This is a genomic window from Thermobacillus sp., from assembly GCF_003390775.1.
Taxonomy (GTDB): Bacteria; Bacillota; Bacilli; order Paenibacillales; family Paenibacillaceae; genus Thermobacillus; species Thermobacillus xylanilyticus.
Window position 1 is genome coordinate 50,875 of the sequence record NZ_QEWA01000021.1, and the last position, 13,216, is coordinate 64,090.

Below are 13,216 nucleotides of genomic sequence, written 5' to 3' on the forward strand. Positions count from 1 at the left end.
ATGTCCCAAGGGAGGGTGCAGATGTTGAGAAAGAAAAAGCGGTTGGTTCTGCTGGTCATGCTCGCCGCCATGCTCGCGCTTGCCGCATGCGGCGGCAGCGGCGGAGGCGGTTCGGACAGCAAGGGCGGAGCAAATTCGGGCAATGGCGGCTCCTCGTCCGGAGGCGGGGATCAGGCGGCGGAAATTGACGCTTCCAAGCTGCCGCCCTATGAAGTGATCCTGATGTATCCCGGCTCGCCCCAGCCGGACGAAAAGCTCGTCGAAGAAGCGATGAACAAGATTCTGAAAGAGAAAATCAACGCGACCATCGATATCCAGCCGATCGACTGGGGCGCATGGAACGACAAGATGAATCTCATGTTCGCTTCCGGGGAGAAAGCGGACCTCGTCTTCACCGCCAGCTGGAACGGCCACGTCGACAACGTGACGAAAGGCGCGTTCGTCGAACTGGACGGCCTGCTGGAAAAGTACGGCCAGGGCATCCTCGAGACGATCGATCCGTTCCTGCTCGAAGGCGCACGCGTGAAAGGCAAGCTGTATGCCGTTCCGACGAACAAGGAAATCGCCGCGTCGTGGGGCGTCCTCGTGCGGAAAGACCTTGCGGACAAATACAACATGGATTTCTCGAACGTGAAGACGCTCGCCGATCTCGAGCCTTTCCTGCAGATCATCAAGGAGAACGAACCCGATGTCACGCCGCTGTTCCAGTCGTCGACGCAGACGCTGGTCGGTTATGTGAACGGATATGACAACTTCGGCGATCCGGGAGTCCCGGGGTCCATCAAATTCGGCTCCACCGATCCGACATTGAAATATTTGATCGAAGAGCCGGAATACCTCGAGAATTTGCGGCTCCTTCGCTCCTGGTATCTGAAAGGGTACATCAATGAAGACGCGCCGACCTCGACGCTGCAGGCGAACGAGACTGCGCGCACGGGCCGGGTGTTCATGTGGCCGGAGAGCCTGAAGCCGGGCAAGGACAAGGAAATGGAAAGCACGATCGGCTTCCCGCTGACGCAGATCGAGATCGTGCCGCCGTACATCACGACCGCCGACACGACCAACTCGATGATCGGCATCTCCCGCACGTCCAAGGATCCGGAGCGGGCGATGATGGTGCTGAACCTGCTGCATACGGACAAGGAGCTGCTCAACCTGCTCGACTGGGGCATCGAAGGCGTGCACTATGTCAAAGTTCCGGCCAACGACAACATGATCAAGCTGCCCGACGGCGTCGATCCTTCCAAGCGCGCCTACAACCACGGTTCGCAATGGATGTTCGGCAACCAGTTCCTCAGCTATCTGTGGGAGAATGAAGCGCCCGACAAGTGGGAGCAGTTCCGGAAGTTCAACGAATCCGCGGAGCCTTCGCTCAGCCTGGGCTTCACGTTCGACCCGTCCAATGTCAAGGCCGAGCTCGCGGTCCTGAACAATATCCGCGACGAATTCACCGCCGCGCTCGAGACGGGCTCCGTCGATCCGGACGAAGTGCTGCCGAAATACATCGAGAAGGCGAAGGAAGCCGGCGCCTACAAGGTGCTGCAAGAGAAGCAAAGACAGCTCGACGAGTTCCTGGCTGCGAAAAAATAAAAAACAACCAATCCGTCCCCGCAACAGGTCCGTAGCCTGCGGGGACGGACTGGTTTTTCCCGAAGGATCAGCGCTGCAGGAAATGATTGCGATATTCATGCGGGGACATGCCGACGATCCGCCTGAACATTTTGGCGAAGTGGGAGAAGTGCGTATAGCCGACGGAAGCGGCGATCGAACTGATCTTGACGTCCGGCGACCGGAGCATGTCCTTGGCTCGCGTAATGCGGGCTTGTATGATATATTCGCTCATCGACACCCCCATTTCTTTCTTGAACAATCTCGACAGGTAGGCCGGATTGAGATGGACGAGCCGGGCGATCGATTCCAGCGACAGATCTTCATCGAGATTTTCGTTGATATGGGCGAGGGTCGTCTCGATGGCCGGCGAGCGCAATGAAGGACGGCCGAGCTTCTGGCAGCGCGCGAACAGTTCCTCCGTCAGCCGGGCAGACCAGAGGCTGAGCGTCTGGATCGACCGGCAGTGGGCATACAGATCGTGGTCATCGCCGAAGATCGGCAGCTCGGAGAGCGGAATGCCGTGCACGCTCGACACCTGGAAGATCATGTTCATGAAACCGATGCAGAACGCCCGCAGCGTCTCGGGCGTGGCGGAACCGGAATCGGCCAGCGAGTGGAACCACTCGTCGTGCGCATGCAGGAATTCGGTCTTGCGGCCGGTCTCCAGCATCGTCTGCCACTCCTCGAAAGCGGGGAGCCGGATATCGACATGGATGTCGCGATTCCGGGCGGATGCGGCGCAGCAGACCGTCCGCATCTCCGTCACGTTGTCCCGCTCGGCGCGCAGCAGCTGCCGGAAGCTGTACGGCACCTGCTCGATCGGACACGGGTCTCCGATGTAGCAGGAGACCGAGCAATAAAACATTTCCCCGCAGGTCTCGACGAAGTTCCGGCATCGTTCCGTCAGCTGCTGCTGCGGAATCGGCTCGGCCCCTTCCGCCAGATAGATCAAGAGCACGTTCACGCCGTTGCGGTCGTGCACGGACCTTCCCTCCAGATCATCCCGGAGGATCAGTTCTTCCGCTGCTTTGCGCAGCGCGTATTCCAGCGCTTCCTCTTCGGACGCGCTGAACGAGCCGTGCCACAGCTCGATGCTGATGAGCACCGGCAGAATCGTAAGGTCGGGACGCAGTCTGATCCGGTAGGATTCGATGGTCGACCGGATATTGTCCGGCGTCAGTCGAATCCGGTGGTTCAGCACATCCTGCCAGAAGCGGTCTTCGAGGATGGGCAGGTTTCGCTGCCATTGCAGCTGCGATTCCTCGTAACTGCGATGAAGCGATTCCATGTCCCGCTCGTGGTCCAATTCCCGGATGGCCCGCTCAACGATCGATTTCAATTGCTTGAAATCCAGCGGCTTGAGCAGGTAGTCGAGGGTCCGGTATTGCAGCGCCTTCTGGATGTATTCGAACTGGCTGTGTCCGGTCGTGACGATGGCTCGAACTCGCGGATAGCAGCGGTTCACATATTCGAGCAGACGAATGCCGTTCGTCCCCGGCATCTCGATGTCGGTGATCAGGATCCGGACCGGATGGTTGTCCAGAATCTCGACGGCATCTTCATAATCGCCGGCCGTATGGATGCGTCGGATGTCCAGGTCCGACCAATCGATGCCGCGTTCGATGGCGCGGACGGCGATGGGTTCGTCGTCCACTATCAGCAGATCGTACATGGCGGAGCCCCCATTCGTTATTCCGGCTTCTACATCATCATGAAAACCGCGTGACAGGAAGTAAATCACTGATTTTACTTTTTGTATCGTTGATTTGACATGGACAGATTGGTTTTGATTGTTGTAATTTCGTTTTAGCAACAAGCAACGATTTTGTCATCATGACAAGCCATCCCTGGATATATCGATACTACCATGTTCCTACAGAAATGGTAAACCGGAATTCTCGCTTCGGGGAGGCGATGGACAGATGCGCAAGGTACTGGTCGTCGACGACGAACCTTACATGCTGGAAGGCTGGAAGACGATGATCGACTGGAATGCCTACGGTTTCGAGCTGTGCGCGGCCGCATCCGACGGGGAAGAAGCGCTGAAGCTCGCCGACGCAACCCAGCCCGATCTCGTCTTCACCGACATCCGGATGCCCGGGATCGACGGCATCGATCTGATCCGCAAGCTGAGGGAGAGACGGCATCCGGGTTCCGGGCACGGGCCGAAAATCGTCATCATGAGCGGCTATCCGGTATTCGACTATGTCAGACGGGCGATGCCTTACAAGATTGAGCGCTATATGCTCAAACCGCTGATCCCCGAGGAGATCCACGGTCTGCTCTCGGAACTGGCCGCAAGCCGGGAGGCGCCGGGCGCGGACGCAACCGCGGATGCGGGCGGGACGGCGGAACCGCCGGGCGGAGCCGTCGGCCGGGTGATCGAATACGTGAAGGAGCATTACCGCGAGACGATCCGCATCTCCCGGCTTGCCCGGCTTGTCGGGCATCATCCCGTTTATCTCGGCCAACTGTTCAAACAGAAGACCGGGTATTCGATCCCGGAATATGTGCACCGGCTGCGCATCGCGGAAGCCCGGAAGCTTCTGCGCCGGACGAACCACAAGATCGCGTACATCGCGCAGCAGCTCGGCTATCACGATCCGGATGCGTTTACCGGGAAATTCAAGGCGATGGTCGGCGTAACGCCTTCCGAATACCGGTCCGGCGTCCGGCAAGACTGAAGCCTTGCCACATGCCCCGGAAGGAGGGGATAAGGGATGTTCCGACCGGCCGCTTTCCTTCAACGCATTAATGACATTCCGCTGAAATACAAATTTCTGCTCATCTACTTTCTGTGCGTGCTGTTGCCCATCATCGTCATCAACGTATTCTTCTACCAGCGGAATTCGGCGGACATCAAGCTGCGCGAGATGGACAATCTGCAGAAATCGATCGAACGCGCATCCGGCGAACTGCTCGGCTTGATTGAAGAATCCGTCGCGCTGAGCCGGTCCATTGCAAGCGACGCTGCGATCAACGAGGTGTTGGACCGGACATATGCCGATCCCGTTGAATATTTCGTCGCATACCATGATTTTCTCCGGAACAATCTGACCCGCTATACGTCCACCTATCCGAACATATCGGACATCCGGATTTACACGGACAACGACTCCATCCAGTCGGGCTCGAATTACTACGTCATCGGCAGCCTGAGCGGCGCTCTGCCCTGGCTGGATCAGTTCGCCGGCCGGGACGGCGACGTGCGCCTGGCCGCTTACGAAGAACGGGATGTGCTCAATTCCGGCCAGCGCATCAGCGTGCTGAGCAAGATGAACCTGTACGCCGCGAATTCGAGGTACAAGAAATATTTGCGCGTCGACCTGAATCCCGAGAAAATCTACAGCATCATGAAACGGGAAGACGGGTGGCTGCGGCTGCTGCTCATCGACGACCGGGACCGCGTCGTTCTCGACAGCGCGAACATATCCTTCCGGACCGGCGTCGCGTCTTCGGTCATCCCGGTGCCGCCGGAACGGGGTTCCGGCTACGTCATTGAGCATACGCTCGGACAAGCCGGTTACATCAAGGGATGGAAGCTCATCGGCATCGCGGATACAAGACGTATCGAAATGCTGCATGACGCCGCCCGCCGGTCCATCCTGTGGCTCGCGGCCGTCAGCGCGATCATTCCGACGATTCTCATCAATGTGCTGTTCCGCTCCTACCATTTACGGGTGAACAAGCTCGCCCGGCATATGGCCCGCATCCGCGACGAACGATTCGAACCGATCGCCATCGCGGAGGGCAGGGATGAGATCGGCGCGCTGATCCGTTCGTTCAACGCCATGGCGGTCAAGATCCATTCGCTGATCCATGAAGTTTACAAGCTGGAGATCCGCCAGAAGAATCTGGAACTGGAGCATCTGCGCGCCGAGCTTTCGGCGCTGCACAGCCAGGTGAATCCTCATTTTCTGTTCAACACGCTGAACGCGCTTTATGTCGTCTGCGTCAAGAACGGCTACCGCGATGTCGCTTCCGTCATCCGCGACCTGTCGCTGCTCATGCGCCAGATGCTGAGCCGCGGAGATGATCTGATTCCGCTTCGCGAAGAGCTGCACTTCACGGCGATGTATCTGCAGATCGAGAAGTTCCGGTTCGGCGATTTGTTTGAATACGCTTTCGAAGTCGATCCGGACGCAAATGAAATGCGGATTCCCCGGATGAGCGTCCAGCTGCTTGTCGAGAATGCGTGCAAGCACGGCTTGCAGGCGAGGAGGGACAATCGGAGAGTCGCCGTCACGGCGAAGCTGGAAGATCAGGCGCTTGCCGTAACGGTGGCCGACAACGGAATCGGCATGGAGGAGGAGAAGCTCCGGCAAGTGATGGACATGGCCAGGTCCGACAGCGGCGGACATGAGCATGTCGGCATCCGCAATGTTTGCAAGCGGTTGGAACTGTATTACCGCGGCATGGCGGCATTCCGGATCGATAGCAGGCCGGGCGAGGGCACAACCGTCGGGTTCCGCATCCCGATCAGGCTGCTGATCGAAGAAGAAAGCAAGGAGGGGCGATGATGGCGTACAGCGTTTTGCTTGTGGACGACGAGCCGCATGCGCTCGAAGGTCTGCAGCTGATGGTGGACTGGGAATGTTTCGGCTTTCGGGTGGCCGGCACCTGCCGGGACGGAGAAGAGGCGATGCTGCGGATTCGGATCGATCCGCCGGATCTGGTCGTGACCGACATCCGCATGCCGGTCATGGACGGGCTCGCCTTGATCGAAGAAGCGCAGCGCGCGGGGCATCGGGACTTGCTGTTCGTAATCGCGAGCGGCTACCACGACTTCGAATACGCGGCCCGCGCCGTCCGCCTCGGCGTGTCCCATTACCTGACCAAGCCGGTCATTCCGTCCGAGGCCGAGGAGATGCTGGGCCGATTGGCTGCTGAATTGCGCGAACGGGAGCGTGCGGACCTGGCATCGGACGACATAGAGCCGCCGGAAGCCTCGCACGCGCCGGAGACGGGCGGCATCCAGGCCGAGGTGGCCGAGTATTTGCGCGCCCACTACAGACGTTCCCTGACCATACGGGAGATCGCCGAACGATTCTATGTGCATCCCGTTTATCTGGGCCAATCGTTTGCGCGCAAATACGGCATCGGGATTCTGGACTACGTGCATGAGCTGCGGATCGAGGAAGCCAAGCGGCTGCTGGAGAGCACGGACATGACGCTCGGCGCAATCGCCGAATCGGTGGGATACAATGCGTATCAGTATTTCTTGAAGCAGTTCGAGCGAAGAACGGGCATGAAGCCGGCGGCATACCGCTTGCGGGCCTCCGGCAAAAAGAAAACGAATTCAACATCTTGAATTTCAGGGGGAAGGTGCTTGAATCTGGTTATTTTGCAACCGTTTACACCTCCTCATAATGAGGGTTGAAGATTTTCATTTCAACGCTGAGGAGGGGCTGTTGGTTTTGACGGGGGAGAAGAAAAGAAGATTTTGGCGCTTTTTGTCCATTGCGCTGGCGCTGATGTTGGTGCTTGCCGCATGCACCGGCAAGTCGGGTGACGGCGGCGGAAGCGGCACGTCCGGACAGGAGACGGGCAGCGGAACCGGCAGCAACGGCGACGGCGGCGGAGAAGGTTCGGGCAGCGGACTCGAGCCGATCACGATTACGGCCTTCATCGGCGCGCCGCAGCAGACGCCGACGCCGGACAACCGGATCTACAAGAAGATCGAGGAAGAACTCGGCGTCAAGCTCGAAATGGAGTTTCTGGTCGGCGATCTGCAGCAGAAGCTCGGCGTCATGATCGCCGGGGGCGAATACCCCGACCTGATCACGGCCGATACGAAGCTGGTCGCGGCCAAGGCGGTCATTCCGCTCGAAGATCTGATCGAGGAGCATGCGCCCAATCTGAGGAAGCACTTCGCGAAAGCATGGAACAGGATGAAGGACTCGAGCGACGGCCATATTTACTGGCTGCCGAACTACGGCATCATCCACGGCGAGTTCAAACCCACCTGGTATTCCGGGCCCGCGTTCTGGATCCAGAAGAAGGTGCTGAAAGAGTTCGGCTATCCGAAACCGAAGACGCTGGACGAATTCATGCAACTCGTCCGCGATTATGTGGCGAAGCATCCGACGACGGAAGACGGCCAGCCGACGATCGGCTACACGGCGCTCGCTTCCGACTGGCGAACGTTCCCGCTGCTCAACCCGCCGGAGCATCTGATCGGCCATCCGAACGACGGCGGCGTCGTCGTGCGGGACGGTGTGGCGGAAGTGTTCGCCGTCAAGGATTATGCGAAGCGTTATTATCAGGAGCTGAACAACCTCTACAACGAAGGACTGTTCGACAAGGAAGCGTTCGTCCAGAACTACGACCAGTATCTCGCGAAACTCTCTTCCGGCCGCGTCGTCGCGATGTTCGACCAGCACTGGAACTTCCAGCCGGCGGAAGACAACCTGATCGCGGAAGGCCGGATTCTGGACACCTATGTCGGCTTCCCGCTCGTCTATGACACGAGCATCCGCGACTGGTATCTCGACCGGCCCGTGCCGAACCTGAACAACGGTTTCGGCATCAGCAAGGACGCCAAGGACCCGGTGCGCATCATCAAGTTCCTGGATGCGCTGATCACCGAAGAGTGGCAGAAAATCCTCTCCTGGGGCGAAGAAGGCATCGACTATCACGTCGACGAGAACGGCCGCTTCTACCGGACGCCGGAGCAGCGGGCGCAGCAGGAAGACCCGACCTGGAAACTGGCGAACAGGGCGGATGCGCTGTTCGGCTACATCCCGAAAATCGAAGGCACGTTCAGCGACGGCAACGCGACGTCTCCGGGCAACCAGCCGGAGGAATATTTCGAATCGCTGAAACCGGAAGACAGGGAACTGCTTGAGGCGTACGGGTACAAGACTTGGACCGACTTCTTCTCGCCGCCGCCGGAAAACCCGGTGTATTATCCGGCATGGCAGATTGACCTGATTGACGGTTCGGAAGCGGCGATCGCGGGTCAGCAAATGACCGACACGTCGCTCAAATATCTGCCGCAGGCCATCATGGCGAAGCCGGGGCAATTCGACGCGGTATGGGACGATTACGTCAAAGCGTTCGAGAAGATCAACGTCCAGGCGTATCTGGACCGCGTCAACGAACAACTGCAATGGCGGATCGAGAACTGGTCCACCGAATAATCGTTCGGGCAGAAGTTCGGAAAGCACGGGCTTGAAGCGCCTCGTGCTTTCCGAATTCTTGTGCCTGCCGAGTCGGGGACGGATTATGCGGGAGGTGTGTTGATGGCGGTTGTTACGGAACTGCCGGCGCGGGAGGACGGCGCGTCTCCGGCCGGCCGGAGAACGTCCTTCTTGCGCCGGATGAAGGGGCAGACGCAGCTCATCCTGATGTCGGTGCCCATCGTGGCTTATGTGATCCTGTTCTCCTACTATCCGATCTGGGGCTGGACGATGGCATTCCAGCAGTTCCGGCCCGGCTTTTCGTTCTGGGAACAGGAATGGGTCGGGCTCAAACATTTCAAGTTTTTGTTCGGCGATGCGGCATTCCTGAACGTGCTGCGCAATACAGTCGCAATGAGCCTCATCAACATGGTGCTCGGATTCGTGACCGCGATCTCGTTCGCCATTCTGCTCAATGAAGTCCGGCAGCGTTTCTTCAAGCGGACGATCCAGACGATCTCTTATCTGCCGCACTTTCTGTCGTGGATCATCGTAACGGGCATCGTGGCGAACGCGCTGTCGGTGGAAGGCGGCATCGTCAACGTCGTGCTGATGAAACTCGGCATCATCCGCGAGCCGATCATGTGGCTGAATGAGCCGCATTATTTCTGGGGCATCGTCGGCGCCGCGCATGTATGGAAGGAAGTCGGCTGGAACGCCATCATCTATCTGGCCGCCATGGCTTCGATCGATCCGGCGCTGTACGAGGCCGCGGAGATGGACGGTGCGAACCGGTACCAGAAGATGCTGCACATCACGCTTCCCGGCATCAAGCCGATCATCGTCATCCTGCTCATCATGAATCTCGGCTGGATTCTGGAAGCGGGATTCGAGGTGCAATATTTGCTCGGCAACGGCGTCGTCGTCGACTGGTCGCAGACGATCGACATTTTCGTGCTCAAGTACGGGCTGCAGATCGGCAACTATTCGCTGGCGACGGCGGCCGGCATTTTCAAGACGGTCGTCAGCATCACGATGATCTTCGCGGCCAACACGATCGCGAAGCGGCTGGGAGAGGAGCGGCTGATATGAGGAGGGCGGACCGATGAGAAGAAGCACACCGCAGCTGGAGCCGGTTGTCTTCCATACGTTGAATACGTTGGCCATGCTGCTGCTGGCCGTCGTCACGCTGTATCCGTTTCTGAATACGCTGGCCGTATCGTTCAACGCCGGCAACGACACGATCCGCGGCGGCATCTACCTGTGGCCGCGTGTATGGTCGCTGCAGAACTACAAGGCCGTCTTCGTGAGCGGGACGATCTACAACGCGTTCTGGGTATCCGTCGCGCGCACGGTGATCGCCACCGTGATCAGCCTGTTCCTCACCTCGATGCTTGCCTATACGGTCAGCCGGAGGGAGTACGTGTTCCGCAAGCCGATCACGATCATCGTCGTGCTCACGATGTATTTCAACGCGGGACTGATCCCGTATTACTTCCTGATCAAGGATCTGAACCTGCTGAACAAGTTTCTGGTATACATCATTCCCGGGCTCATCAGCGCGTTCAACATGATCGTCATCCGGACCTACATGCAGCAGCTGCCTGACGGACTCATTGAATCGGCGAAGATCGACGGCGCGGGGGATTTCCGTACGTTCCTCTATATTGTCCTTCCGCTCTGCCAGCCGGTTCTGGCGACGGTGGCGCTGTTCATCGCGGTCGGACAATGGAATTCGTGGTTTGACACGTTCCTGTTCGCTTCATCGAAGCAGCATCTCAGCACCTTGCAATATGAACTGATGAAGCTCTTGTCCTCGACCATGGTCCAGAGCACGAGCGCCGCCGCCATGTACGGAGCGGACCCGAGCGCCAAACTCACCCAGGTGACGCCGGTGTCGATCCGGGCCGCGATCACCATCGTGGCTTCCGTTCCGATTCTGCTCGTCTATCCGTTCCTGCAGAAATATTTCGTGCATGGATTGCAGCTTGGCAGCATGAAGGATTGAGACGATGCGGCAACATACGGTCAGCGGTCCGTCCAGGCGGCGAAGTCGCCGTCTGGGCGGGCTTTTTTCATTTCATAATATTAATATAGGATAAATTGTTCATACGAATTGGATATCGTTTCGCGATTCAGGTATAATGGACACGAGCATCACGAAGGCCAAGGGGGGAGATAACCGTTGTATGGATCACATGATCTTTGAAGTCGGGACCGCGTTACTGTTGATCGCAATATTCTCACTCGCAGCCGGAAAATTGAAGTTGTCGATCATCCCTTTTCTGATTGTGCTCGGGATGCTGGTCGGGCCGCATGCACCGGAGCTCGGCTTCATCGATCTGACCTTCGTTGAGAGCCAGGAAGTCATTTCGTTCCTTGGCAGGATCGGCGTGCTGTTTCTGCTTTTCTATGTCGGTCTGGAGTTTTCCGTATCGAAGCTGGTTCGATCCGGCAGAAAAATCGTGTTCGGTGGCTCCGTTTATGTGATTCTGAATTTTGTGCTCGGACTCGGTTTCGGCTTCGCTGCCGGATTCCCGCTCTATGAAGCGTTGATCATTGCGGGGATGATGTCCGTGTCGTCGACGGCGATCGTCGCGAAAGTGCTCGTCGATCTGCGCCGGACCGGTAACTCGGAGACGGAACTCATTCTGGGCATGGTCCTGTTCGACGACCTGTTCCTGGCCGTCTTCCTGTCCATCATGTCCGGTCTGCTGCTGGGCGGCGCGACATCGGTCGGGGGCGTGCTGATGTCGGTCGGCATTTCGGTCGGTTACATGCTGCTTTTCTTCATCATCGGCAGGAAAGCCAATCCGATACTGAACAAGCTGCTCAATATCACGTCCAATGAAATCTTCATCATCGTTGTGTTCGCCGTCCTGTTTTTCGTCGCAGGTTTCTCGGAGAAACTGCATGTAGCGGAAGCGATCGGCGCGCTGCTGCTCGGACTCGCGTTGTCCGAGACCGAACACAGCAAGCGCATCGAGCATCTGGTCGTGCCGTTCCGCGATTTCTTCGGCGCAATCTTCTTTTTCAGTTTCGGTCTCAGCATTGACCCGACCACCCTTGGCGATGCAGCCTGGTATGCCGTCGGAGCGGTCGTGATCACGCTGATTGCCAACATCGTCGCGGGCATGATGGCGGGCCGCAATGCCGGTCTGTCGCACAAGGCGTCGATGAATATCGGACTTACCGTCGTGGCGCGGGGCGAATTTTCCATCATCGTGGCCAACCTGGGGGCGGCGGCTGCGCTGGCTCCCATGCTCCAGCCTTTCTCCGCGATGTATGTTCTGATTCTGGCGATTGCCGGTCCGCTGCTTGCGAAAGAATCCAAGCGGATCTACGGCGTTCTGAATCGCATCTTCGGCTGGAGCAAGGCGAAAGAGCCGGTCAAGCAAACGGGTACCGATTAATGGAACGGAGGATGTATTGAGGCAATGGCTACCATTCGTGAATCAGACTTGCCCGGTATTGGAAAAAAGTTTCAGGTGGACGCCAATTCGGGAGACAGACTGGTCATCGTCATTCACGACGATGGCAGAAGGGAACTGTACCATTTCGAGGATGACGATCCGGAAGAGACGATCTCGCAGGTGACGCTTGAAGACGATGAAGCGAGACAGGTCGCTTCCATCATCGGGGGCATGCAATACAAACCGAAGGCGCTCGAGTCGATACAGGTGTCGCTTGACGAGCTGGTCATCGAATGGGCCAAGGTCGAACCCCACTACAAGAGCGTCGGCAAGTCGATCGCCGAGCTGCAGGTCCGCCAGCGGACCGGGGCGACCATTCTGGCTTTCGTGGAGAAGGGCAGACAGAAGATCAACCCCGGTCCGGAAGATCGGCTCACGGCCGACATGACGGTCGTCGTGGCCGGCGAGCGTCAGCAGATCAAGCAGTTCAAGGAGCTGCTGCAGAACGGCTAATCGCATAACGGCGGGTGAAGAAGGCTGGTCCGGCGGGTCAGCCTTCTTCATGCTGTACGCCCGGCATGGGCGTCATCTCTACGGTGAAAGTCCGGAATGGGGGCTGGCGAGCGCCTGCCATTAGCCGAGGGCAAGGGTGTCGGTCGCGAGGCCGAATCTGAAGGAAGCCTTAAGGCAAACGCACGGGCCAAGGTACACGAACGGGATTCGAGGCAGGGTTAGTCGGATGAGTTGCCAGCACATCCGCAGGAGTCAGCAGAGGCTATAGTACGCGAGTACGGGACGTAAGGAAAGCGGAAGGGCTTAAGCCGAAAGGAGAGAGGAAACCGATGCGTTCGCGCGACGGGCATAGACAGCAGAATACCTCGCAAGAGGGCTGCCAGCGGGAAGCAGCGGTGAAGCCGCAAGGGAGACGCAAGCGCCGAGTCCGCTGCCGGCACAAATCGCCCCTTCCTCTCGCAAAGCACAGGACGACCTGCTGGAGAAGATGCTGGAAAGGGAGAACCTCTTGAAGGCTTACAGGAGAGTGGTGCAGAACGGAGGAGCCCCCGGTGTGGA

General features: G+C 58.3%; 10 protein-coding genes. 9 read left to right on the forward strand and 1 reads right to left on the reverse strand.

From position 1 onward, the window contains the following. The first annotated feature begins 21 nt into the window (after nt 1-21). The gene (locus C6W55_RS01610; RefSeq protein ID WP_286891099.1) at nt 22-1,590 is read left to right on the forward strand and encodes an ABC transporter substrate-binding protein; all 1,569 of its coding nucleotides are present in this window, start codon (nt 22-24) and stop codon (nt 1,588-1,590) included. Between the two features lie 67 nt (nt 1,591-1,657). On the opposite strand, the gene C6W55_RS01615 is transcribed toward C6W55_RS01610, so the two are convergent. Further along, nucleotides 1,658-3,283, reverse strand: coding sequence for a helix-turn-helix domain-containing protein (locus tag C6W55_RS01615; protein WP_286891100.1), 1,626 nt, complete (start codon nt 3,281-3,283; stop codon nt 1,658-1,660). 250 nt (nt 3,284-3,533) lie between these two features. Here C6W55_RS01615 and C6W55_RS01620 point away from each other — a divergent pair, with 250 nt between their 5' ends. From C6W55_RS01620 to C6W55_RS01655, 8 genes are all read left to right on the forward strand, one after another. Beyond that, the gene (locus tag C6W55_RS01620) at nt 3,534-4,295 is read left to right on the forward strand and encodes a response regulator transcription factor (protein ID WP_286891102.1); all 762 of its coding nucleotides are present in this window, start codon (nt 3,534-3,536) and stop codon (nt 4,293-4,295) included. Nucleotides 4,296-4,331: 36 nt separating this feature from the next. After that, nucleotides 4,332-6,131, forward strand: coding sequence for a sensor histidine kinase (locus C6W55_RS01625; RefSeq protein ID WP_286891104.1), 1,800 nt, complete (start codon nt 4,332-4,334; stop codon nt 6,129-6,131). Next, on the forward strand, nt 6,131-6,922 hold the full coding sequence (locus C6W55_RS01630) for a response regulator transcription factor (protein WP_286891106.1): 792 nt from the start codon (nt 6,131-6,133) through the stop codon (nt 6,920-6,922). Before C6W55_RS01625 ends, C6W55_RS01630 begins: the two co-directional genes overlap by 1 nt. 58 nt (nt 6,923-6,980) lie before the next feature. After that, nucleotides 6,981-8,753 carry an ABC transporter substrate-binding protein gene (locus C6W55_RS01635; protein ID WP_286891108.1) on the forward strand — a complete coding sequence of 591 codons (1,773 nt, stop codon included), beginning with the start codon at nt 6,981-6,983 and terminating at the stop codon, nt 8,751-8,753. 102 nt (nt 8,754-8,855) lie between these two features. Further along, the gene (locus C6W55_RS01640) at nt 8,856-9,824 is read left to right on the forward strand and encodes an ABC transporter permease (protein WP_286891110.1); all 969 of its coding nucleotides are present in this window, start codon (nt 8,856-8,858) and stop codon (nt 9,822-9,824) included. A 13-nt stretch (nt 9,825-9,837) separates the two neighbouring features. Beyond that, nucleotides 9,838-10,740, forward strand: coding sequence for a carbohydrate ABC transporter permease (locus C6W55_RS01645; RefSeq protein ID WP_286891112.1), 903 nt, complete (start codon nt 9,838-9,840; stop codon nt 10,738-10,740). A gap of 181 nt (nt 10,741-10,921) precedes the next feature. Then, a complete protein-coding gene (locus C6W55_RS01650) occupies nt 10,922-12,145 on the forward strand; it encodes a cation:proton antiporter (protein WP_286891114.1) in 1,224 nt (407 codons plus the stop codon). 24 nt (nt 12,146-12,169) lie between these two features. Next, complete coding sequence (locus C6W55_RS01655; protein WP_286891116.1) at nt 12,170-12,658, forward strand: cation:proton antiporter regulatory subunit; 489 nt, start codon at nt 12,170-12,172, stop codon at nt 12,656-12,658. Nucleotides 12,659-13,216 lie beyond the last annotated feature (558 nt).

Excerpts from the sequence above, each read along its gene's own strand:
- C6W55_RS01610 (WP_286891099.1), top strand. The coding sequence starts at position 22 with ATGTTGAGAAAGAAAAAGCGGTTGGTTCTGCTGGTCATGCTCGCCGCC.
- C6W55_RS01615 (WP_286891100.1), bottom strand. The coding sequence starts at position 3,283 with ATGTACGATCTGCTGATAGTGGACGACGAACCCATCGCCGTCCGCGCC.
- C6W55_RS01620 (WP_286891102.1), top strand. The coding sequence starts at position 3,534 with ATGCGCAAGGTACTGGTCGTCGACGACGAACCTTACATGCTGGAAGGC.
- C6W55_RS01625 (WP_286891104.1), top strand. The coding sequence starts at position 4,332 with ATGTTCCGACCGGCCGCTTTCCTTCAACGCATTAATGACATTCCGCTG.
- C6W55_RS01630 (WP_286891106.1), top strand. The coding sequence starts at position 6,131 with ATGGCGTACAGCGTTTTGCTTGTGGACGACGAGCCGCATGCGCTCGAA.
- C6W55_RS01635 (WP_286891108.1), top strand. The coding sequence starts at position 6,981 with ATGAGGGTTGAAGATTTTCATTTCAACGCTGAGGAGGGGCTGTTGGTT.
- C6W55_RS01640 (WP_286891110.1), top strand. The coding sequence starts at position 8,856 with ATGGCGGTTGTTACGGAACTGCCGGCGCGGGAGGACGGCGCGTCTCCG.
- C6W55_RS01645 (WP_286891112.1), top strand. The coding sequence starts at position 9,838 with ATGAGAAGAAGCACACCGCAGCTGGAGCCGGTTGTCTTCCATACGTTG.
- C6W55_RS01650 (WP_286891114.1), top strand. The coding sequence starts at position 10,922 with ATGGATCACATGATCTTTGAAGTCGGGACCGCGTTACTGTTGATCGCA.
- C6W55_RS01655 (WP_286891116.1), top strand. The coding sequence starts at position 12,170 with ATGGCTACCATTCGTGAATCAGACTTGCCCGGTATTGGAAAAAAGTTT.